16 protein-coding genes are annotated in these 21,777 nt (G+C 62.4%); 8 read left to right on the top strand and 8 right to left on the bottom strand.

Translation table 11 applies throughout. The features are described from left to right. Positions 1 to 51 precede the first annotated feature (51 nt). Both FN060_RS10730 and greA read right to left on the bottom strand, forming a co-directional pair. On the bottom strand, positions 52 to 1,092 hold the full coding sequence (locus FN060_RS10730) for a glycosyltransferase family 4 protein (RefSeq protein WP_425312164.1): 1,041 nt from the start codon (positions 1,090 to 1,092) through the stop codon (positions 52 to 54). A 16-nt stretch (positions 1,093 to 1,108) separates the two neighbouring features. Next, complete coding sequence (gene greA, locus FN060_RS10725; RefSeq protein WP_210310626.1) at positions 1,109 to 1,585, bottom strand: transcription elongation factor GreA; 477 nt, start codon at positions 1,583 to 1,585, stop codon at positions 1,109 to 1,111. A gap of 230 nt (positions 1,586 to 1,815) precedes the next feature. Here greA and FN060_RS10720 point away from each other — a divergent pair, with 230 nt between their 5' ends. Both FN060_RS10720 and FN060_RS10715 read left to right on the top strand, forming a co-directional pair. Beyond that, entirely contained in the window at positions 1,816 to 3,048 is a 1,233-nt protein-coding gene (locus tag FN060_RS10720) for a putative DNA modification/repair radical SAM protein (RefSeq protein WP_142588020.1), read from the top strand. Continuing rightward, positions 3,048 to 4,508, top strand: coding sequence for a UdgX family uracil-DNA binding protein (locus tag FN060_RS10715; RefSeq protein WP_142588019.1), 1,461 nt, complete (start codon positions 3,048 to 3,050; stop codon positions 4,506 to 4,508). Before FN060_RS10720 ends, FN060_RS10715 begins: the two co-directional genes overlap by 1 nt. A 21-nt stretch (positions 4,509 to 4,529) precedes the next feature. Here the strand turns inward: FN060_RS10715 and FN060_RS10710 are convergent, their stop codons facing one another. The 5 genes from FN060_RS10710 to carB all read right to left on the bottom strand — a co-directional run bounded on the left by FN060_RS10710 (position 4,530) and on the right by carB (position 10,987). Further along, entirely contained in the window at positions 4,530 to 6,074 is a 1,545-nt protein-coding gene (locus FN060_RS10710) for an MFS transporter (protein ID WP_077546704.1), read from the bottom strand. Between the two features lie 85 nt (positions 6,075 to 6,159). Further along, positions 6,160 to 6,627 (bottom strand): SRPBCC domain-containing protein, encoded by a 468-nt coding sequence (locus tag FN060_RS10705; RefSeq protein ID WP_142588018.1) that lies wholly within the window; start codon positions 6,625 to 6,627, stop codon positions 6,160 to 6,162. Position 6,628: 1 nt separating this feature from the next. Then, positions 6,629 to 7,075, bottom strand: a complete 447-nt coding sequence (locus tag FN060_RS10700; RefSeq protein WP_077546702.1) for an SRPBCC domain-containing protein — start codon at positions 7,073 to 7,075, stop codon at positions 6,629 to 6,631. Next, entirely contained in the window at positions 7,072 to 7,413 is a 342-nt protein-coding gene (locus tag FN060_RS10695) for an ArsR/SmtB family transcription factor (protein WP_077546701.1), read from the bottom strand. The genes FN060_RS10700 and FN060_RS10695 overlap by 4 nt, the downstream gene beginning before the upstream one ends. 88 nt (positions 7,414 to 7,501) lie before the next feature. Next, positions 7,502 to 10,987 (bottom strand): carbamoyl-phosphate synthase large subunit, encoded by a 3,486-nt coding sequence (gene carB, locus FN060_RS10690; protein ID WP_142588017.1) that lies wholly within the window; start codon positions 10,985 to 10,987, stop codon positions 7,502 to 7,504. Between the two features lie 303 nt (positions 10,988 to 11,290). Between carB and FN060_RS10685 the strand changes: the two genes are divergently transcribed. From FN060_RS10685 to FN060_RS10675, 3 genes are all read left to right on the top strand, one after another. Then, complete coding sequence (locus FN060_RS10685) at positions 11,291 to 12,511, top strand: MFS transporter (protein WP_142588016.1); 1,221 nt, start codon at positions 11,291 to 11,293, stop codon at positions 12,509 to 12,511. 79 nt (positions 12,512 to 12,590) lie between these two features. Continuing rightward, positions 12,591 to 13,496 (top strand): KPN_02809 family neutral zinc metallopeptidase, encoded by a 906-nt coding sequence (gene ypfJ / locus FN060_RS10680; protein WP_142588015.1) that lies wholly within the window; start codon positions 12,591 to 12,593, stop codon positions 13,494 to 13,496. Positions 13,497 to 13,697: 201 nt separating this feature from the next. Then, on the top strand, positions 13,698 to 15,080 hold the full coding sequence (locus tag FN060_RS10675; protein WP_142588014.1) for an MATE family efflux transporter: 1,383 nt from the start codon (positions 13,698 to 13,700) through the stop codon (positions 15,078 to 15,080). Between the two features lie 36 nt (positions 15,081 to 15,116). Here the strand turns inward: FN060_RS10675 and carA are convergent, their stop codons facing one another. Continuing rightward, entirely contained in the window at positions 15,117 to 16,322 is a 1,206-nt protein-coding gene (gene carA, locus FN060_RS10670; protein ID WP_142588013.1) for a glutamine-hydrolyzing carbamoyl-phosphate synthase small subunit, read from the bottom strand. Positions 16,323 to 16,645: 323 nt separating this feature from the next. Between carA and FN060_RS10665 the strand changes: the two genes are divergently transcribed. The 3 genes from FN060_RS10665 to rpoD all read left to right on the top strand — a co-directional run bounded on the left by FN060_RS10665 (position 16,646) and on the right by rpoD (position 21,725). Next, positions 16,646 to 17,095, top strand: coding sequence for a GatB/YqeY domain-containing protein (locus FN060_RS10665; RefSeq protein ID WP_172973690.1), 450 nt, complete (start codon positions 16,646 to 16,648; stop codon positions 17,093 to 17,095). Between the two features lie 154 nt (positions 17,096 to 17,249). Beyond that, positions 17,250 to 19,247, top strand: a complete 1,998-nt coding sequence (dnaG, locus tag FN060_RS10660) for a DNA primase (RefSeq protein WP_142588011.1) — start codon at positions 17,250 to 17,252, stop codon at positions 19,245 to 19,247. A gap of 426 nt (positions 19,248 to 19,673) precedes the next feature. Continuing rightward, entirely contained in the window at positions 19,674 to 21,725 is a 2,052-nt protein-coding gene (gene rpoD / locus FN060_RS10655; protein WP_142588010.1) for an RNA polymerase sigma factor RpoD, read from the top strand. Positions 21,726 to 21,777: the final 52 nt, after the last annotated feature.

The following is a 21,777-nucleotide window of genomic DNA, read 5'->3' as shown; positions in this document are numbered from 1 at the left end:
TACCCGCAAAACAGAGGTGCGTTCGAAGATCGCGATCAATCTGCCGCTGGGTTAGAGATTGATCATTGCGCTGTAAACCCTCTCAAGCGCCTCGGCTTCTCCGCGAAGTGCAAAACTCGCGCGGACATGCTCCAGTCCCTTGCGCCCATGCTCTTCGGCACGGCCTGGATCGAACAGATAGGGTTTTATTGCATCTCGGAGAGCGTCGTAGTTTCCGGCAGGCACAACGGCTCCCGTCTCGCCAGCGAGAATCTGTTCCGCATAGGCACCGGCATCGCTCGCCACGACGGCGGTCTGCGAAGCCATGGCCTCCAGCGGGGTAAGCCCGAAGCCTTCGTTGCGGGAGGGGGCGACATAGAGCGTCAGGCGGCGGTACCATGGCTTGATGTCGTCGACTTCGCCCAGGAAACGGATGCGGTCCGAGAGGCCGGCTTCAGCGACGGCCCGCTTCAAATCGTCTCCGAACGCCTGGTGCTCGGCCGTCACTCGCCCGCAGACGACGGCTGTCCAGTCGGGGTGCTGCGGCAGGAGTTCGATCATCGCGCGGACGAAGAGATCCGTTCCCTTCTGGTGGCGAACGCGGCCGAAGCAACCAACGAGGAACCGGCCTGGCAAGCCGGTTGCAGCGATCGTGTCATCCTCTGATCGGGGAGGATGGAAAACGTCGAGGTCGATGCCATGCCGGATGACGGTATGGGGCACTTCCAGGAAGGAGCCGGAGCGGGCGCTGGTCGCAACCACCGCATCCATCCGGCGGATCAGCCACTTCGTATAGCGGGAGTGATGGCGTTGTGCCGCGGAGGTGAAGAGGAGCTTCAGCGGCATGCGCAGCACGGATCGCATCAGGATGCCGGGCAGCATTTCGCTGTTGCGCCGGGCGTGCCAGACCCGGAAACGCGCGCCCGCGGGGCGTTTCCAGAGCTCCGGCAGCTGCGTCCATCGCATCTTCGGCAGGCTGTCGGGAAGTCCAGGCCCCAGCGTGACAATGCCGCGGCCGAGCCGCACCTGTTCGGGCACGAGCTGGACAACGGTCGATGTCACGCCGGACAGGCGCCGCTTGAAGTGCGGCGCGATCACGGTGATGTCTCTCAGCGAGGACAAGGGGGCGTCAGCCCCAGCTGACGGAGAGGATCTCGTAGCCCTTGGAGCCACCCGGCGCATTGACCTCGATCGAGTCGCCGGCTTCCTTGCCGATCATGGCACGGGCGATCGGCGAGGAAACGGAAATCCGTCCCGCCTTCACGTCGGCTTCCTGGTCGCCGACGATCTGGTAGGTCTTTTCCTCCTCAGTATCCTCGTCAACCAGCTTGACGGTAGCGCCGAACTTGATCTTCGAGCCGGACATCTTTGAGAGATCGATGACCTCGGCGCGCGCGATCAGATCCTCGAGTTCGCTGACGCGGCCCTCGTTATGGCTCTGGGCTTCCTTGGCCGCATGGTACTCCGCATTCTCCGAGAGGTCGCCATGGGCGCGTGCCTCTGCGATCGCCTCGATGATGCGGGGACGCTCTTCCTGCTGACGCCAGCGCAGTTCTTCCTGCAACTGGGTGAAGCCATTCTGCGTCATCGGTACCTTTTCGACCATTTCCTTGCCCTTCACGATGCGACCGCGCTCGCCGCGGCCACAAAAAGAAACAGGTTCCGGAGTGAAACTTCGGAACCATCCACACATCAGAATTTCTGGAACTATAACAGAGATCATCGCGAAAGTTCCAGCAATTTCGAGATGGGGCAGGTTGTGCCGGTTTCAAGGTCCCGGCGGACTTGTCACCAGGACCTTGACCCCACGCAAAAGAACATATAGTGAACGCGCTAATGAAGAAGTCGCTAAAAGAACGATTGGCCATTCTCTCCGACGCCGCCAAATATGACGCATCCTGCGCCTCCAGCGGTACCGGCAAGCGCAGCTCGGAGGCTTCCGGCGGATTGGGGTCCACGGAAGGATCGGGTATCTGCCATGCCTATGCACCGGACGGTCGCTGCATCTCGCTCCTGAAGATCCTGCTCACGAACTTCTGCATCTATGACTGCGCCTATTGCATCAATCGCTCGTCCAGCAACGTCGAGCGGGCACGTTTTTCCGTGGAGGAGGTGATCTGGCTGACGCTGGAGTTTTACCGGCGCAACTACATTGAGGGCTTGTTCCTGTCCTCCGGCATCATTCGCTCCTCCGACCACACGATGGAGGAGATGGTGCGGATCGCTCGGGAACTGAGAACGACCCACAACTTCCGCGGCTATATTCATCTCAAGTCCATTCCCGAAGCGTCGCCGCATCTGATTGAGGAGGCGGGACTCTACGCAGATCGGCTGTCGCTCAACATCGAACTGCCGACCGATGCCGGAATCACTCGGTATGCGCCGGAAAAGCAGCCGGATGGAATTCGTCGCTCCATGGGCGAACTGCGGCTCAAGATCGAGGAAATGAGCGAGCCGACGCTGCAGACGAAGCGAAAGCGCCGTTTTGCTCCTGCCGGACAGAGCACACAGATGATCGTCGGCGCGGACGGCGCCAACGACGCAACGATCCTTGGGACGAGCGCGCGGCTCTATGGAAGCTATGGCCTGAAGCGCGTCTACTATTCCGCCTTCAGCCCAATCCCAGACTCGTCGAAGAACCTGCCGCTGATCAAGCCGCCGCTGATGCGCGAGCATCGGCTCTACCAGGCGGACTGGCTCTACCGGTTCTATGGGTTCGACATCGGCGAGATCACCTCGGCGCGCGCAGACGGTATGCTCGATCTGGATCTCGATCCCAAGCTCGCCTGGGCGCTGGGGCATCGCGACCGGTTCCCGGTGGATATCAATCGTGCCGACCGGGAAATGCTTCTGCGAGTGCCGGGGCTCGGCACCAAGACCGTTAAGGCAATCCTCTCGGCGCGCCGGTTTTCGCGGCTGCGGCTGGACGATCTGAAGCGGCTCGGCGTGTCGCTGAAGAAGGTGCAGCCCTTCATCACCGTCGACGGCTGGACGCCGCACCGCCTCGTCGATCGGCCGGATCTGCGGGCGATGTTCGAGCCGAAGCCGGAACAGTTGTCGCTGCTCTGATGTATACGGTCACGCTGGAGGGCAGGGGCGATCTTGACGAGTGGCGGGAGGCTGCGCGCTTACTACTCCAGGCGGGGGTCTCGCCGGAAGAGGTGATCTGGCAGACGCCGGAGACGGCCGGGGGTCTTTTTGCCGACCAACGCCAAGACTTGCCTGCGCCGAAACCGGAGGCGGGCGTTGTTTCTGTACCGCCCGACTTCATCAAGCTGGCGGGCGGCGTTATCTGCCACAGTGATCCGCGACGTTTCGCGCTGCTCTACAGGCTCCTCGTCCGGCTGGCGCGCGACCGATACACACTGGCAATGGCGGCCGATGTCGATGTGGTGGAAGCACGGCAGATGGCGAAGTCCGTCGGGCGTGACTATCACAAGATGACGGCTTTCGTGCGTTTCAAGGAATTGCCGCTGCCACCGGGAACGGCGGGACGGCGGCGCTTCGTCGCCTGGTTCGAGCCGGATCACTTCATCGTCGAGCGGGTCGCTCCGTTCTTCCAGCGCCGGTTCAACGACATGGACTGGCTGATCGCGACGCCCAAGGGATCGGCGTCCTGGGATGGCGAGACATTGCGCACGACAACCGAGCCTGCGGAGAAGTCGGATCTGAAGGACGAGACGGATGATCTGTGGCGTACCTATTACGCATCCATCTTCAATCCCGCCCGCCTGAAGGTGAAGGCGATGACGGCGGAGATGCCGAAAAAATATTGGAAAAACCTGCCTGAGGCGGAGCTCATTCCGGGACTGATCGCCAATGCCGAACGCAGCGTGCTGGAGATGGCAGCAAAGGCTGCCAGCGAGCCCCTGCCGTTTCACCATCGGCTGCAGGCTGCCGCGGCAAGCGTGCCGCCGGTTGCAACGGCTCCTGCGGGAACACTGGAGGCGGTCAGGCAAGAGGCGCGACACTGCACCCGTTGCCCGCTCCACTGCATGGCAACGCAAACTGTCTTCGGGCAGGGGCCGGAGCAGGCGAAGGTGATGGTGGTCGGGGAGCAGCCCGGCGACCAGGAGGATCTTGCCGGCAAGCCCTTCGTCGGGCCGGCGGGGCAGGTGTTCAATGACGTCCTGCGAGAGGTGGGGCTTGATCGGCGTTCTCTGTACGTCACCAACGCGGTGAAGCACTTTAAGTACGAGGCGCGTGGCAAGCGGCGCATCCACCAGAAGCCGAACCAGGGCGAGATCCAGCAATGCCGCTGGTGGCTGAAGCAGGAGCTTGATCTCGTGCAGCCGAACCTGATCGTCGCCATGGGAGCGACGGCCTTTTTTGCCCTGACGGACGAGAAGCAGAAGCTTGCGGATATCCGAAGCACGCCGCTGACCATGGAAGATGGACAGATCCTCTTCGTGACCGTCCACCCGTCCTATCTGCTGCGCATCCCGGATCCGGATCTGAAGGCGGAGGAGATGATCCGCTTCCGCCAGGATATGGAGTCCGTTCAAAGGCTTGCTGCAGGCTTTGCATGAACCGGTTGATCTGCGCCCGGTTCAGTGGGATGCCAAAGCGCTCTCGTCGATCCGGGCGGCGGCATAGACGCGGCGGGCAAGCAAGGCGAGGAGAAGCAAGGTGGCGGTGGCGACGATGCAACAGAGCGAAAAGCCCAGCGCGAAGCCGCTCTTTGCCGCCGGGAGCCAGATGGCCGAGGCCGAGATTGGAAGCTGCTGGGCAGTCTCCACTGCACCGGCGAGGGTCTCCGACACTGCTTCCGCCTGCTGGGCGTTGAGCCCCCTAAGATCTGTGCCGTTCATCGCCGTCCGGTAGACGAGCGTTGCCAGGCTACCGAGGAGGGCGACGCCGAGCGCTCCACCAAACTCGGCGCTTGTCTCCGAGATCGCCGAGGCTGAACCCGCCCGCTCCGGCGGCGCCGTGCCAACGATCAGACCGGTGGTCGTCAGGATGACGGGAACGAAGCCGAGGCCGATGATCATGCTGGCGCCGAGGATGCCGAGCAGGCTCTCTGAGTAAGCCGCGACGGCCATGGCCGCCGTGCCGACCGCGTTCACCACCAGCCCGCCGAGGACGGTCCTAATCGGGCCGAAGTGGTTTGTGAAGCGGTAGGCCTGCAAGGACATGATCGTGAACACGAAGGCTGACGGTGCGGACCAGAGGGCGGCCTTCAGGGGTGAGAGCCCGAGCACGAGCTGAAGGAAGAGGTTCTGGAACAGGAAGACGCCGAAGACGAAGAAGATGCCCGCGAGATTGACCAGCAGTGAGGCGTTGAAGGCGGGATTCCGGAACAGGGCGAGGTCGATCAGGGGATCGGAAAGCCGCGTCTGGCGCCGAATGAAGACGGTGCCGAAGAAAAGCCCGACGGCAAGATACAGCAGCTGGATGAGCTCGAACCCGTCGGCGGCCATGTGCTTGATGCCGTAGATCACGGGCAGAACCGTCGCCAGTGACAGCACCACGCTTACGAGATCGAGGCGGCCGGCGTCGTCGCTCTTGTACTCCGGCAGCAGGAACGGCGCCACCGCCAGGAGCACCAGCATGACCGGAATGTTGATGAGGAAGACCGCACCCCAGTGGAAGTACTGAAGCAGCAATCCACCGATCAGCGGGCCGACGAGACCTCCCAATGCGAACGCCGTGCCCCAGATGCCGATGGCCCTGTTTCGCTCCGCTTCATTGCGGAAGAGGTTGACGATCAGCGAGAGGGTCGAGGGAGCGATCGTCGCTCCGGCGATACCCAACAGCGCTCGTGAGGCGATCAGTTGTCCGGCTGTCTGCGAAAAGGCGGCGAGGGCCGACGCGACGCCGAAGGCGAACGCTCCGATCAACAGGACCCGCCGCCGGCCGATACGGTCGCCGAGGGTTCCCATGGTCATCAGGAAGCCTGCGACCATGAAGCCGTAGATGTCATTGATCCACAGGAGTTGCGCCGCCGACGGATCAAGATCGGCGACGATTGCAGGCACCGCCAGAAACAGCACCGACAGATCCATGGAGTAAATCAGGCAGGCGATCGAAAGGACGGACAGGCCAATCCATTCGCGCCTGCCTGCATGTTCAGGCGTTTCAACAGGTGCCGCCATCGTTGTTCTCCCGAAAAAACCGGCGGAGATTTCATCGAAACGGGCTGCTTGACAAGTGTCAGATTTGACAAGCGTCGACCATCGCTCAGGCCTGAGTCAGCGGCGCCGTGACATAGGCGTCGAGCCGCGCCAATGTCTGCCTGCCGCCTTCGACGGCGCCGAACTTGATGGATTCTTCGCGTGCTTCCGGCGTGGGGAAGATGATGGTGATCGTGATGCGGGTTCCTTCGCCTTCGGACGTAAGAGTAATGGTGCCCTCGAACCACGCGGGCTCTCCGATCTCGGCTCCATGGTCATAGGCAATCCGGCCGGGCGGGGTGATCTCCTTGTAGCGGATCCAGTTCGGCCAGTCCTTGTCCGGACCATGCATCGTGTAGCGCCAGAGGCCACCGACGGAGAAGTCCATCTCGTGCGTTTCAGTCCTGAAGCCATCGGGGCCCCACCATTTATCGAGGTGTCTTGCCTCCGTCAGCATCTTGAAGACGAGTTCCGGCGGGGCGGAGATGAGTCGGTCGACCTCAATGATCCTGTTGCTGTCTCGTACTGTCGTCATGTCAGCGTCCTTCGTTCAGCTGTTGGAGGAGGGCTTCGAGGCGATCGAAATTCTGCTCGTTCGCGGCGGCAATGAACTTCTTGAGCTGCAGGGTTTCTTCGGTCGGCTCGAAGAGCATGCGCCAATGGAGCCGGGTGCCGCCGCTTTCGCCGACGAACTGCATCTCCATGGTGTAGACGTGCATGGGGAGGTGATGCAGGAAGACGATCCGCTCGGTGGGCACGACTTCTTGGAATGTCGAGTGGTTGTCGAAGTCGGTGCCGTTCGAAGCCGTCATCGTGATGCGCCAGTCGCCGCCGGGGCGGAAGTCGAACTCATCGATCCGGTTGGTGAAGCCGTGCGGCCCCCACCATCGCGTCAGCTTCTCCGGGTCGGCGAAAGCGTCGAAGAGGGTAGGCGGGTCGACCTCGAACAGGCGGTCGTTGAGGATCTCCATCTTCTCCGTCATTTTTGCTCTTCCTTCTCTTCCGTGTTCAATGTCGCGAGATAACCCTCGAGCCGATCCAGCCTGTGTTCCCAGAGGGAGCGGTAGTCGCCGAGCCAGCCATCGACGGTCTTCAGCGTCTCGGGCTCCAGCCGGCAAGGGCGCCACTGCGCCGTGCGGCTGCGGGAGATCAGCTTTGCTCTCTCCAGAACCTTCAGGTGTTTGGACACGGCGGGCAGGCTCATGTCGAAGGGGCCGGCCAGCTCGTTAACGGTCGCCTCTCCCCTTGCCAGCCGCGCGAGGATGGCGCGGCGCGTGGGGTCGGCAAGGGCGGCGAATGTCTGCGAAAGGGCATCGGCCATGGTTAGCCATCCAGTTAATTAACTGAAAGGCTAAATACAGCAGAAAAAGGAACCGGTCAACATCGGCTGACCGGTTCCTGAATGCTGGTTAGAAGTAGCTCTGCAGCGGGCGAACCTCGAGGTTGCCGGCCTTCAGCGCCCGGATGGCCATGGCGGCCGCCTCGGCGCCGGCCATGGTGGTGTAATAGGGCACCTTCTGCATCAGCGTCGCGCGGCGCAGCGACTTGGAATCCGAGATCGCCTTGTTGCCGTCGGTCGTGTTGATGACGAGCTGGACCTGACGGTTGCGGATAGCGTCCTCGATATGCGGGCGACCTTCGAGCACCTTGTTGATCTTGGTCGCGGCAATGCCCTGTTCGGCCAGGAAGCGCTGGGTGCCGCCAGTCGCGAGAACCTTGAAGCCGATCTCCGTCAGGATGCGGATCGCCGGCAGGACGCGCTGCTTATCCTCGTCACGGACCGATACGAAGACCGTGCCGTCGCGCGGCAGTTCGACGCCGGCGCCGAGCTGGCTCTTGGCGAAGGCCAGCGCAAAATCGGTATCGAGGCCGATGACCTCGCCGGTGGAGCGCATCTCCGGCCCGAGAAGCGTGTCGACGCCGGGGAAGCGGGCAAACGGGAAGACGGCTTCTTTAACGGCGATGTGCTTCAGGTTGCGCGGGTCCGGCCTTTTGCCATAGGCGCCGATCGCTGCGTCCAGCTTCTCGCCAGCCATGATGCGGGCGGCAATCTTGGCGATTGGCGCGCCGATGGTCTTGGCCACGAAAGGCACGGTACGCGATGCGCGTGGGTTGACCTCCAAGACGTAGATCGTGCCGTCCTTGATGGCGTACTGCACGTTCATCAGGCCGCCGACATTGAGCGCCTTGGCAAGCGCCGTCGTCTGGCGTTCCAGTTCGTCCACCGTCTCCTTCGAGAGCGAGCGGACCGGCAGCGAGCAGGCCGAGTCGCCGGAGTGGATGCCAGCTTCCTCGATATGCTCCATGATGCCGGAGACGAAGACGCTCTCGCCGTCGCACAGCGCATCGACGTCCACTTCCACGGCATTGGTCAGGTAGCTGTCGAACAGCAGCGGGTTCTTGCCAAGCAGGGTGTTGATCTGCCCGGTCTTGTCGTTCGGGTAACGCTGCTTGATGTCTTCGGGGACAAGGCCCGGAACCGTGTCGAGCAGATAGGTCTGCAGCATGGATTCAGAATGAATGATCTGCATCGCCCGGCCGCCGAGGACATATGACGGGCGCACGACCAGTGGGAAGCCGATCTCGGCGGCAACGAGGCGCGCCTGCTCCACCGAATAGGCGATGCCGTTGTTCGGCTGCATGAGGTCGAGCTTCATCAGGAGCTTCTGGAAGCGGTCGCGATCTTCGGCGAGGTCGATCATGTCGGGCGCCGTGCCGAGGATCGGGATACCGTTCTTTTCCAGCGCTTCCGCAAGCTTCAGCGGGGTCTGGCCGCCGAACTGGACGATGACGCCGACGACTTCGCCCTTCTCCTGCTCGGCGCGCAGGATTTCGATCACGTCTTCTGCCGTCAGCGGCTCGAAATAGAGACGGTCGGAGGTGTCGTAGTCGGTGGAGACTGTTTCCGGATTGCAGTTGATCATGATCGCTTCGAAACCGGCATCCTTCAGGGCGAAGGCGGCGTGGCAGCAGCAGTAGTCGAACTCGATCCCCTGGCCGATGCGGTTGGGGCCACCGCCGAGGATGACGACCTTCTTGCGGTCGGAAACCTGAGCTTCGGAGCGGAGCGCGCCGACGAACGGCGTCTCGTAGGTGGAGTACATGTAGGCGGTCGGCGAGGCGAACTCGGCGGCGCAGGTGTCGATGCGCTTGAAGACCGGGCGCACGTTCAGACCGTTCCGCAGTTCGGCAACTTCCTTCGGACGCTTGCCGGAGAGAGAGGCAAGGCGGGCGTCGGAGAAGCCCATGGCCTTCAGCATGCGCAGGTTCTCGGCGTCGGTCGGCAGGCCGTGCTCGCGCACGCGCGCTTCCATGTCGACGATCGCCTTGAACTGGCTGATGAACCACGGGTCGATCTTGCAGCCTTCGTGGACGTCGGCTTCGGACATGCCCATGCGCAAAGCCTGGACAACCATGCGCAGGCGATCCGGCGTCGGGGTGCCGATGGCGGCGCGGATGGCGTTGTTGGCGTTCTCGCCATCTTCCAGGCCGGGAATCTCGATCTCGTCGAGGCCCGTGAGGCCGGTCTCCAGGCCGCGAAGCGCCTTCTGCAGCGACTCAGCGAACGTCCGGCCGATCGCCATGACCTCGCCGACCGACTTCATGGCAGTGGTTAGCGTCGGCTCGGCGCCGGGGAACTTCTCGAAGGCAAAGCGCGGGATCTTGGTGACGACGTAGTCGATCGACGGCTCAAAGGAGGCAGGCGTGGCGCCGCCGGTGATGTCGTTTTCCAGCTCGTCCAGCGTGTAGCCGATGGCGAGCTTTGCCGCGACCTTGGCGATGGGGAAGCCGGTGGCCTTGGAGGCAAGTGCCGAGGAGCGCGAGACGCGCGGGTTCATCTCGATGACGACGAGGCGACCGTCCTTCGGGTTGACGGCGAACTGCACGTTGGAGCCGCCAGTTTCCACGCCGATCTCGCGCAGCACCGCAATCGAGGCGTTGCGCATGATCTGGTATTCCTTGTCCGTCAGCGTCAGTGCCGGCGCGACCGTGATGGAATCGCCCGTGTGGACGCCCATCGGGTCGATATTCTCGATCGAGCAGATGATGATGCAGTTGTCCGCCTTGTCGCGGATCACCTCCATCTCATACTCCTTCCAGCCGAGCACCGACTCCTCGATCAGGACCTCGGTCGTGGGCGAGGCGTCGAGGCCCGATCCGACGATCTCGAAGAATTCGGAGCGGTTGTAGGCGATGCCACCGCCCGTGCCGCCGAGCGTGAAGGAGGGACGAATGATAGCCGGCAGGCCGACAACGTCGATTGCCTGGGCGGCGATCGCCATGGCATGGCTCATGTAGCGCTGCTTGCGATCGGTCTCGCCGAGGTTCCACTGGTTCTCGAGTTCGTCGAGTGCCTTGTCCAGCGCGTCACCGGAAAGGCTTGAACGCAGTTTCGCGCGTTCCGCTTCGTGCGCGTTACGATCCTTTTCCTTGATCTCCGTCGCATTGGCGAGCATCGACTTCGGCGTCTCGAGCCCGATCTTCGCCATCGCCTCGCGGAAGAGGGCACGGTCCTCGGCCTTGTCGATGGCTTCCGGCTTGGCGCCGATCATCTCCACGTTGTAGCGGTCGAGTACGCCCATGCGCTTCAGCGAGAGCGCCGTGTTGAGGGCCGTTTGGCCGCCCATGGTCGGCAGGAGTGCGTCGGGACGCTCCTTGGCGATGATCTTGGCCACGACTTCCGGGGTGATCGGCTCGACATAGGTCGCGTCGGCGAGACCCGGATCGGTCATGATGGTCGCCGGGTTGGAGTTGACCAGGATCACCCGGTAGCCTTCCTCGCGCAGCGCCTTGCAGGCCTGGGTGCCGGAATAGTCGAACTCGCATGCCTGGCCGATGACGATCGGACCCGCGCCGATGATGAGGATCGATTTGATGTCTTGGCGCTTGGGCATAGCTTCTTTCCGTTTCCTGGCTGCGCGAAAAACCGGCCAAGGTGGAAGGTTCACCGGCCGGGCGCATGAGCTTGGTCTTTTGAGGCTAGACGCGGCTTATAGGCAAATGTCGAGGCGAACGGAACCCCATAATTTGCCAAATCGACAGGAATTGATGGCGCCCAATATGGGCAAGGAAAGAGGAATTGCAGACAGCCGTACTGCGAGCCGGTTCATTGGCATGGACAGGACGAATCCGCAGGAATAGACCTGCAGTTTTCCGCGGCATGGCGACGCAGCCGCGTAGTGCATGGAGAAGACTTCATGGTCGATGCCACCTCCCAGCCGATCGGCACGCCAGCGACCGCCGTGGCCGAGAAGACCGTTCTGCCGATCATCCTGGCGACAAGCTTCTGCCACATGCTCAACGACATCATGCAGTCGATGATCTCGGCGATCTACCCGATGCTGAAGGCCGATTTCAATCTGGACTTCTGGCAGATCGGCCTGCTGACGCTTGCCTTCCAGTGCACCGCATCGCTGCTGCAACCGATCATCGGGACGATCACCGACAAGAAGCCGTACCCCTACTCGTTGCCCATCGGTATGGGCTCGACCTTTCTCGGCCTGCTGCTGCTGGCCGGATCCCATACCTACGTGATCCTCGTGCTTGCCGCGGCCATGGTGGGGATCGGCTCCGCCGTCTTCCACCCTGAGGCATCCCGCGTCGCCCGTCTCGCCGCCGGCGGCCGCTATGGCTTTGCCCAGGCGACCTTCCAGGTGGGCGGCAATTTCGGCCAGTCGATCGGGCCCCTGCTTGCGGCCTTTTTGATCGTCCCGAACGGGCAGGGCAGTGTCGCCTGGTTTTCCGGCATCGCACTGCTCGGCATCATCGTACTCACCTGGATCGCACGCTGGTACAAGGCGCACATGCTCGCCAGCAAGGCACGCAAGAAGGCGCTTCACGCTCACAGTCTTCCCAGACGTGCGGTGGTGGTCGCGCTCGTAGTGCTGACGATCCTGACCTTCTCCAAGAATGCGTACATGGCCTCGATCAGCAGTTACTACACCTTCTTCGTGATCGAACGCTTCGGGGTCACCGTGCAGCAGTCGCAGATCATGCTCTTCGTGTTCCTGGGCTCGATTGCGCTGGGCACCGTCGTAGGCGGGCAGGTCGGCGACCGGTTCGGGTCGAAGGTGGTAATCTGGATCTCGATCCTCGGCGTGCTGCCCTTTACCCTCGCGATGCCCTTCGCCAACCTGCCGATGACGATCCTTCTGTCGGCAATCATCGGCTTTCTCATGGCCTCCTCCTTCCCCGCCATTGTCGTAATGGCGCAGGAACTCGTTCCGGGGCGGGTGGGCATGATCGCCGGCATCTTCTTCGGCATCGCCTTCGGCGTCGGCGGCATCGCCGCAGCACTTCTCGGCGTGCTCGCGGACAGCTATGGCCTTTCCACGGTCTATACCATTTGCGCCCTCCTGCCGGCGCTGGGGCTTCTGACGATCTTCCTGCCGGGAAAGAGCGCCCTGCGGGTCGCCTAGAACGTTAGGTGATGTGGGACTGGATCGTCTTTGCCTTCGCCGCGTTGTATGGTCCACAAGAGCCTGAGGAGAGCGTGAGATGGAATGGAGAGGTCGCCGCCAGTCGAGCAATGTCGAGGATCGGCGCGGGGCCGGAGGACGTAGTCCGTTCGGGCGTGGCGGCATGCGGATCCCCGTCGGACGTGGTGGCGTTCGCCGGGCCGGTGGCGGCATCGGCATCGGCGGCATCGTCCTGATCCTGATCATCTCGTGGATTCTCGGCATCAACCCGCTGACATTGCTGTCGGGAGGCGATATCGGCCTCGATGGTGGCGGCTACGAGCAGCAAACCAGCAGCGCTCCGGCAGACGACGAGGCCGCGGCTTTCATCCGGACGGTGCTTGCCGAGACCGAGGATACCTGGAACGGCATCTTCCAGGCGAGCGGCGAGAATTACCGCGAACCGACACTCGTGCTTTTCTCGGGCCAGGTGCAGTCTGCCTGTGGCTTTGCTTCCGCCGCCACGGGGCCCTTTTACTGCCCCGGCGACCAGAAGGTCTATCTCGACACCTCCTTCTTTCAAGAGCTCAAGCAGAAGTTCGGTGCAGCAGGCGATTTCGCGGAAGCCTACGTGATCGCCCATGAAGTCGGTCACCACGTTCAGAACCTCATAGGTGTGTTGCCGCGCTTCAACCAGGCGCGGCAGCGGATGAGCGAAGTCGAGGCCAATCGCATGTCGGTTCGCGTGGAATTGCAGGCTGACTGCTTTGCCGGCGTCTGGGCCAAGTTCACCGACCAGCGGGGCCTGCTCGAACAGGGTGACCTCGAGGAGGCCCTCATTGCCGCGCAGCAGATCGGCGACGATACGCTGCAGAAGCGCAGCCAGGGGTATGTGGTGCCGGAAAGCTTCAACCACGGCACTTCGGCGCAGCGGATGGAATGGTTCCGCCGCGGTTTCGAGAGCGGTGATGTCAACGCCTGCGACACCTTCTCCGCCGATCTGTAAGCCTCGGCAACCTGCGAGTGTTTCCGTTCCGCATCCGTGCGGCATTGGTTCCCGTCTGCCATCAACATTCTTGGCGGTCGCATCAATAACATTGACTGTTGGTGGATTGTTGCGGCTTGCGCCCGCCGGTAGGTATGGCATCGACGCCGCGCCGCCGCTTGCCAGGTCTGGAGGCGGCGTTTTTGCGCCTGGAGACGCCGCATGTCCAGCCACACCATCTCATCCAACCCGCCAAACGGTGTGAATGCCTGGGGGCACCATATCCGTTCGACCATCGGCCTCGGCATCCCTTTTGTGGGGGCGCAACTGGCGCAGATGGCGATCAACACCACCGACGTCATCATGGTTGGCTGGTTGGGGACGGTAGAACTGGCGGCTGTCGTGCTCGGAAGTCAGGCCTTCTTCATCGTCTTTATCTTCGGCTCAGGGTTCGCAGCGGCGGTCGTTCCCATGGTGGCTCATGCCGTCGGGCAGGGTGATGTGACCTCCGTGCGACGTGCGGTGCGGATGGGGATCTGGGTCGTGCTGGCCTATGGGCTTCTCACGTTCCCGATCCTGTTCTTCTCCAAGCCGATCCTGATGCTGCTGGGGCAGGAGGAGCAGGTCGCGACGCTTGCGCAGGATTATCTGCGCGTGGCGCAATGGGGCGTCTTTCCGGCCCTGACGCTCATGGTTCTTCGCAGCTTCCTGAGCGGCCTGGAGCGCGGGAGCATCATTCTCTATGTCACGATCGGCATGTTCCTGACGAATGCGCTCCTCAACTATGCCCTGATCTTCGGGAACTTCGGTGCACCCGCCTGGGGTCTGGTCGGGGCGGCCGTTGCCTCGGTCTGTGCCAGCACGATCGGCTGTGTCGCGATGATCGTCTACATCGAGAGCCGCGCGCAGACCCACCTCTACGAGCTGTTCGTCCGCTTCTGGCGCGCCGACTGGGGCGCCATCCGCGAAAACCTCGTGCTCGGCCTGCCGATCAGCTTCACGATCCTTGCCGAGACGAGCCTCTTTGCAGCCGCGTCGCTGATGATCGGCACGATCGGAACCAGAGAACTCGCGGCCCATGGTATCGCGCTGCAACTGGCGTCCATCGCCTTCATGATACCCCTCGGGCTGGCGCAGGTTGCGACGGTGCGGGTCGGGCTCGCCTACGGCCGGCGTGACATGCAGGGGGTAAGGCGTGCGGCGGTCGCAATACTGCTGGTCAGTCTCGTCTTCTCGATCTGCGGAAGCACGCTGTTTGCCCTTCTGCCGCGGGTGCTCGGTGGGCTCTTTCTCGACACGACGCGGGAGGACGCGCAGGCGGTGCTGGACTATGCGGCAACGCTGATCGTGATTGCGGGCGTGTTCCAGCTGGCGGACGGATTGCAGGCGGTGGGGGCGGGACTTCTGCGGGGGCTCAAGGACACCACGATCCCGATGGTTCTCGCGCTAATCGCTTACTGGCCGATCGGCTTTGCCTGTGCCTGGATCTTCGCCTTCCCGCTGGGCTATGGCGGCCCGGGCGTCTGGTTCGGCTTCGTCACCGGTCTTGCCGCCGCGGCCGCGATGCTCTGCGGTCGCTTCTACCTCCTCGTGCGATCCAAATGAAAAAGGCCCGCTTGCGCGGGCCTTGAACGTTCGGGATCAGCGCTCGGCGAGCGCCGGCTCGCCCTTGCGTTCGCGCACCATGTTGATGAAGCGCCGGAACAGGTAGTGGCTGTCCTGCGGCCCCGGCGAGGCTTCCGGGTGATGCTGGACCGAAAAGATCGGCTTGCCGCTGACGCGTAGTCCGCAGTTGGAGCCGTCGAAGAGAGAAATGTGAGTCTCTTCAACGCCTTCCGGAAGCGTGTTCGCATCGACCGCGAAGCCGTGGTTCATCGAGACGATCTCAACCTTGCCGGTCGTGTGGTCCTTCACGGGATGGTTTCCGCCGTGATGTCCCTGATGCATCTTGACGGTCGTTGCGCCTAGAGCGAGGCCGAGCATCTGGTGGCCAAGGCAGATGCCGAAGGTCGGGATGTCCTTGTCGAGGACCTGCTGAATCATCGGCACTGCATAGTCGCCGGTGGCGGCCGGGTCGCCCGGTCCGTTCGAGAGGAAGACGCCATCCGGGTTCAGCGCCATGATGTCTTCCGCCGAGGTCTGGGCGGGGACGATGGTCACCTTACAGTCGAGACCCGCGAACAGCCGCAGGATGTTGCGCTTCACGCCGTAGTCCACGCAGACGATGTGGTACTTGGCCTCGTCTGGGTTCGACTCGCCATATCCCTCGTTCCAGACCCAGGGCGTCTGTGTCCACTGCGACGACTGGCCTGAGGTGGCTTCCCGGGCAAGGTCGAGGCCTTCGATGCCGCTCCAGGCGCGTGCCTCCGCCTTCAATGCCTCAATGTCGAAGACGCCGTTCGGATCATGCGCGATGACTGCGTTGGGGGCGCCATTCTCGCGGATCCAGGCGGTGAGGGCGCGCGTGTCAATGCCTGAGAGGCCGATGATGCCGCGCGACTTCAGCCACTCGTCGAGATGCTTGGCAGCACGATAGTTCGACGGCTCGGTGATGTCGGCCTTGAAGATCACGCCGACGGCGCCGTGCCGGGCGGCAGGCGTCAGATCCTCGATGTCTTCCTCGTTGGTGCCGATATTGCCGATATGGGGAAAGGTGAAGGTGAGTATCTGGCCGATATAGGAGGGATCCGTCAGGATTTCCTGGTAGCCCGTGAGCGAGGTGTTGAAGCAGACTTCCGCCGTCGCCTTGCCGGTTGCTCCGACGCCGATGCCTTCGATCACCGTGCCATCCGCGAGAACGAGAATGGCGGTGGGTTTCTTGCTTGTCCAGGGAGCAGTCGCGGTCATCTCTATCCTTCTGCCCGCAGGCCCCGCCACTTGAAGTCGCAGGGTGCGTGGGCCATCTATGGTCGCAGAAAAAAGGCGCGCAGGACGACCCGCGTAGCCTTGAATACCTAAATCTCGTGCAGGTGCCGGAAAATAGACAAAGCGCGCGGAGCGGTCAATCTAGGCCGAGTTCTTTCTACGTGGAATTCGCATCCATGGAAATCAAGGGCTTGGCGGATTTGATTTGATCGAAGCCGAATGCTTGTCTATGAGGGCCGCCCGAATGACAAGGAAAAGCCGCAATTCCATCCATGCGCCGGCTTTCCGAAGGAGCAGAGACAATGATGCGAGATAAGCTCGCCAGTGCAATGAAGGACGCGATGAAGGCCAAGGACAACCGGCGCCTTTCGACCGTACGTCTCATACAGACGGCGATTAAGGATCGCGACATCGCCAATCGTGGCGTCGGCAAGGATCCCGTCAGCGATGACGAGATCATGCAGATCCTGCAGAAGATGGTGAAGCAGCGCGAAGAGTCCGCGAAAATCTACGAGGAAGCCGGACGCGCCGAGCTTGCGACGCAGGAGCGCGAGGAAATCGGCGTCATCAAGAGCTTCATGCCGGAGCAACTGCCGGAGGAGAAGGTCCGTCAGCTCTGCCAGTCCGTCATCAGCGAGACAGGTGCCCAAGGCCTGCGGGACATGGGCAAGTGCATGAACGCACTGAAGGAGAAGTACCCCGGCCAGATGGACTTCGCCAAGGCGTCCGGCATGGTCAAGGACATGCTGAAGTAATGCAGCCGCCGATAATTGTCGGGAGGGGCGGGGTCTCGAAGACTCCGCCCTTTCTGTTTCCGCACGCCGGGACTGTGGATAGCGTGTATGTTTCCTTCGACGATGGATAGATGAAGCCGCAGGCATTATAGGAACAGTCTGCCTTGAGGTAATGATGCGCTTCTCCAACAGTTTTCTCGACGAAATCCGCGACCGAGTGCCGATCTCGGCAGTCGTCGGGCGTCGCGTCACGTGGGATCGCAAGAAAACCAATATCTCGCGCGGCGACTACTGGGCCTGCTGCCCCTTCCACGGTGAAAAGAGCCCGAGCTTTCACTGCGAGGATCGCAAGGGCCGCTACCATTGCTTCGGCTGCGGCGTTTCCGGCGACCATTTCCGCTTCCTGACCGAACTTGAGGGGATGAGCTTTCCGGAGGCCGTCCAGCAGATTGCCGACATGGCGGGAATCGCCCTGCCTCAGCCCGATCCGCAGGCAGAGCGGCGGGAAAAGGAGCGTATGTCGCTCCTCGACGTCATGGAGATGGCGACGCGCTTCTTCCAGGACCAGTTGCAGACTGCGGCCGGCGCAAAGGCGCGAGCCTATCTGCGCGACCGCGGGCTGACCGGCAGGACGATCGAGACATTCCGTCTGGGCTACGCTCCCGAGAGCCGGAACGCGCTGAAGGAGCATCTTGCCGGCAAGGGTGTGTCGAAGGAGCAGATCGAGGCTTGCGGGCTCGTCGTGCACGGGGAGGGGATTGCAGTCTCCTACGACCGGTTCCGCGACCGCATCATGTTTCCGATCCTGTCGGCGCGCGAGAAGGTGATCGCCTTCGGAGGCCGCGCCATGGCGCCCGATGCGCCGGCGAAATATCTCAACTCCAACGAGACGGAGCTCTTCCACAAGGGCCAAGTGCTCTACAATTTCGCTCGGGCCCGGCGCGCTGCGCAGGGACGGGCGGGGGAGCGCGACAGCACGACGATCATCGCCGTGGAAGGATATATGGACGTCATCGCGCTCCACCAGACGGGCGTGGAAAACGCGGTGGCGCCCCTCGGCACAGCGCTGACCGAAAACCAGCTCGACCTGCTGTGGCGGATGTCGCCGGAGCCGGTGCTGTGCTTCGACGGCGACGGCGCCGGTGTGCGGGCAGCAAATCGCGCCGCCGACCTCGCGCTGCCCTTCCTCAAGCCAGGGCGTTCCGTCCGCTTCGCGCTTCTGCCGGAAGGCAAGGATCCGGACGATCTCGTCCGCCATGAGGGGCGGGCACCTTTCGATCGGGTGCTCGCGGAGGCTCGGCCGCTGGCCGAAATGATCTGGATGCGTGAAACGGCAGGTGCCAATTTCGACACGCCAGAAAAGCGCGCCGAGCTTGAGGCACGGCTAAAGCAGGTCGTGTCGGTGATCGCGGACGAGAATGTGCGTCGCCATTACCAGCAGGACGTCCGCGAGCGGTTGAACGCTTTTTTCCAGTCGGCAGGACGGGGAGGCGACCGGCGCCAGAACTTCCAGCCGAGGAGTGGCAGACAGGGTCAGGATCGCGGACAGGCACCGCAAGGCCCAAGGGCTGCGGGACGCGGTGTCGCCGTGTCAGACCGGTTGGCGCGATCCGGACTCGTCCGCGGTCACCGGGACCTGCCGGCATTGCGCGAAAGCGTGCTGGCGCTGACCGTCGTCAACCATCCGGAGCTCCTGCTGCAGGACTATGACGAAATTGCCGGCATCGAGTTCGAGAACCGCGACCTGCAACGCTTCTGGTCCTGCCTCCTGACGGTGGTGGCGAAGGCCGGAGCGCCGCTGGAGCGTGAGAATCTGAAGGAACAGTTGGAGGAGAACGGCTTCGAGGCGCTTCTGAAGGTGATGAACCAGCAGATTCGCAATGCACGCCTTTGGACGGCGACCGAGGAGGCTGACCTGCATGATGTTGTGCAGGCCTACCGCCAAGCCTTTGCCCTACATTCCCGCAACAAGGAGCTGCGGTGGCAGAAGATCGAACTGGAGCGCGAACTGGCGGAAGCCGGTTCGGACGAGGTCGAGCGAGGGTCGGCGCTGATCAGGGCTCTTTCGGAGGTCCAACTGGAAATTGCGCGGCTGGAAAACCAGGAGGCGATCATCGACGGGTTCGGCGTCATGTCGGGACGGGTAAAGGGACCTGCCGTCAGTCATGGCTGAAGCGAATCAGGAGTTCGAGGAAGGCCTGTGGGTGTAGCAGTGGCCGTTGAGGGCTAGAGGGCGGTGGATGCCCTTGTCATTCTACGACCACTGACTACATATCGGGCGAAACGTGTGCGCGTAGACCTCGAAGCCCAAGAGACAGACGGTTTTTCCACTTTTCACAGGCTGATCGCCTTAGAAAAGCTTGACGGAGCGTTAATTTGTGGGAATCACCACAGCAGGCAGAAAAGGTGGAGTGGGTCAAGCACACCGGGCCACGAGCGGCGATGCGTGGACCAGCGGTCTCGGCAGTTGACGTCCGCCTCGGTGGTAATCCGGAATTAAAGATCATTCCGTACGTGTTGAACAGTGATTCGCGGTTGAGGACTTGATCCCAGCCGGCGGCCACCGCGGCGAGGTGGCGTTCAGGGAAAGCGAAAATTCATGGCAACCAAAGTCAAAGAGAACGAAGAAGCGGAAACCGAGCGCGAAGGTACGCAGGATGGACCGCTTCTCGATCTTTCGGATGACGCGGTCAAGAAGATGATCAAGGCCGCCAAGAAGCGCGGCTATGTGACGATGGACGAGCTGAATTCGGTCCTGCCCTCCGAAGAGGTCACGTCCGAACAGATCGAGGATACCATGTCCATGTTGTCGGACATGGGGATCAATGTCGTCGAGGATGACGAGGCCGAAGAGGCCACCGCCGACGACGACGACAGCTCCGACGATGGTGAGAGCGAGGGTGGCGAAATCGCCCCGACCTCCGGCACCGCGCTCGCGACTGCAAAGAAGAAGGAGCCCACCGATCGTACCGACGATCCGGTGCGCATGTACCTGCGCGAGATGGGCTCGGTGGAGCTTCTTTCTCGCGAGGGTGAGATCGCCATCGCCAAGCGCATTGAGGCCGGCCGCGAGACGATGATCGCGGGCCTGTGCGAAAGCCCGCTGACGTTCCAGGCGCTGATCATCTGGCGCGATGAACTCAACGAAGGCACGACGCTCCTGCGCGAGATCATCGATCTCGAAACCACCTATTCCGGTCCCGAGGCAAAGGCTGCCCCGCAGTTCCAGAGCCCTGAGAAGATCGAAGCCGACCGCAAGGCGGCCGAAGAGAAGGAAAAGGCCCGCAAGACGCGGACTGCCGCAAACGACGACGACATCACGGCCGTCGGCGGTGAAGGCCTGCCTGCGGAAGAGGAAGAAGAGGACGACGACGAGTCGAGCCTGTCTCTTGCCGCCATGGAAGCGGAACTGCGTCCGCAGGTCATGGAAACCCTCGACGTCATCGCCGACACCTACAAGAAGCTGCGCAAGCTTCAGGACCAGCAGGTCGAGGCGCGCCTCTCCTGCACCGGCACGCTGTCGTCCGGCCAGGAGCGTCGCTACAAGGAGCTCAAGGATCAGCTGATCACGGCAGTGAAGTCGCTGTCGCTCAACCAGAACCGCATCGAGAGCCTCGTCGAGCAGCTCTACGACATCTCCAAGCGCTTGATGCAGAATGAAGGCCGCTTGCTTCGGCTGGCCGAATCCTATGGCGTCAAGCGCGATTCGTTCCTGGAGCAGTATCAGGGTGCCGAACTCGACCCGAACTGGATGAAGTCGATCGCCAACCTCTCCGCACGCGGCTGGAAGGATTTCGCCCGCGAGGAGAACCAGACGATCCGCGAGATCCGCCAGGAGATCCAGAACCTTGCGACCGAGACCGGCATTTCGATTGCCGAGTTCCGCCGCATCGTGTCGATGGTCCAGAAGGGCGAACGGGAAGCCCGCATCGCCAAGAAGGAAATGGTCGAGGCCAACCTGCGTCTCGTGATCTCGATCGCCAAGAAGTACACGAACCGCGGCCTGCAGTTCCTGGATCTCATCCAGGAAGGCAATATCGGCCTGATGAAAGCGGTCGACAAGTTCGAGTATCGCCGCGGCTACAAGTTCTCGACCTATGCCACCTGGTGGATCCGACAGGCGATCACCCGTTCAATCGCCGACCAGGCCCGCACGATCCGCATTCCGGTGCATATGATCGAGACAATCAACAAGATCGTCCGCACCTCACGCCAGATGCTGCACGAGATCGGCCGCGAGCCGACGCCGGAAGAACTGGCGGAAAAGCTCGCCATGCCGCTCGAAAAGGTCCGCAAGGTCCTGAAGATCGCCAAGGAGCCGATCTCGCTCGAAACCCCCGTAGGTGACGAAGAAGACAGCCACCTCGGTGATTTCATCGAGGACAAGAACGCGCTGCTGCCGATCGATGCGGCCATCCAGGCAAACCTGCGCGAGACGACGACCCGTGTCCTCGCTTCGCTCACGCCGCGCGAAGAGCGCGTGCTGCGCATGCGCTTCGGCATCGGCATGAACACCGACCATACGCTCGAAGAAGTCGGCCAGCAGTTCTCGGTGACGCGCGAGCGTATCCGCCAGATCGAGGCGAAGGCGCTACGCAAGCTGAAGCATCCGAGCCGGTCACGGAAGCTCCGGAGCTTCCTGGACAGCTAAGCAGCCCTTGATACCAGACATGGACCCGGCCTTGCGGCCGGGTTTCTTTTTG

Source organism: Pseudorhizobium halotolerans (assembly GCF_902153235.2).
In the GTDB taxonomy this organism is placed as follows: Bacteria; Pseudomonadota; Alphaproteobacteria; order Rhizobiales; family Rhizobiaceae; genus Neorhizobium; species Neorhizobium flavum.
Note: the sequence above shows the minus strand (reverse complement) of the source record. Positions and strands in the feature narration are given on the sequence as shown.

What these genes read in the sequence shown, in the direction of transcription:
- greA (WP_210310626.1), bottom strand. Translation starts at nt 1,585, where the DNA reads ATGGTCGAAAAGGTACCGATGACGCAGAATGGCTTCACCCAGTTGCAG.
- FN060_RS10720 (WP_142588020.1), top strand. Translation starts at nt 1,816, where the DNA reads ATGAAGAAGTCGCTAAAAGAACGATTGGCCATTCTCTCCGACGCCGCC.
- FN060_RS10715 (WP_142588019.1), top strand. Translation starts at nt 3,048, where the DNA reads ATGTATACGGTCACGCTGGAGGGCAGGGGCGATCTTGACGAGTGGCGG.
- FN060_RS10710 (WP_077546704.1), bottom strand. Translation starts at nt 6,074, where the DNA reads ATGGCGGCACCTGTTGAAACGCCTGAACATGCAGGCAGGCGCGAATGG.
- FN060_RS10705 (WP_142588018.1), bottom strand. Translation starts at nt 6,627, where the DNA reads ATGACGACAGTACGAGACAGCAACAGGATCATTGAGGTCGACCGACTC.
- FN060_RS10700 (WP_077546702.1), bottom strand. Translation starts at nt 7,075, where the DNA reads ATGACGGAGAAGATGGAGATCCTCAACGACCGCCTGTTCGAGGTCGAC.
- FN060_RS10695 (WP_077546701.1), bottom strand. Translation starts at nt 7,413, where the DNA reads ATGGCCGATGCCCTTTCGCAGACATTCGCCGCCCTTGCCGACCCCACG.
- carB (WP_142588017.1), bottom strand. Translation starts at nt 10,987, where the DNA reads ATGCCCAAGCGCCAAGACATCAAATCGATCCTCATCATCGGCGCGGGT.
- FN060_RS10685 (WP_142588016.1), top strand. Translation starts at nt 11,291, where the DNA reads ATGGTCGATGCCACCTCCCAGCCGATCGGCACGCCAGCGACCGCCGTG.
- ypfJ (WP_142588015.1), top strand. Translation starts at nt 12,591, where the DNA reads ATGGAATGGAGAGGTCGCCGCCAGTCGAGCAATGTCGAGGATCGGCGC.
- FN060_RS10675 (WP_142588014.1), top strand. Translation starts at nt 13,698, where the DNA reads ATGTCCAGCCACACCATCTCATCCAACCCGCCAAACGGTGTGAATGCC.
- carA (WP_142588013.1), bottom strand. Translation starts at nt 16,322, where the DNA reads ATGACCGCGACTGCTCCCTGGACAAGCAAGAAACCCACCGCCATTCTC.
- FN060_RS10665 (WP_172973690.1), top strand. Translation starts at nt 16,646, where the DNA reads ATGCGAGATAAGCTCGCCAGTGCAATGAAGGACGCGATGAAGGCCAAG.
- dnaG (WP_142588011.1), top strand. Translation starts at nt 17,250, where the DNA reads ATGCGCTTCTCCAACAGTTTTCTCGACGAAATCCGCGACCGAGTGCCG.
- rpoD (WP_142588010.1), top strand. Translation starts at nt 19,674, where the DNA reads ATGGCAACCAAAGTCAAAGAGAACGAAGAAGCGGAAACCGAGCGCGAA.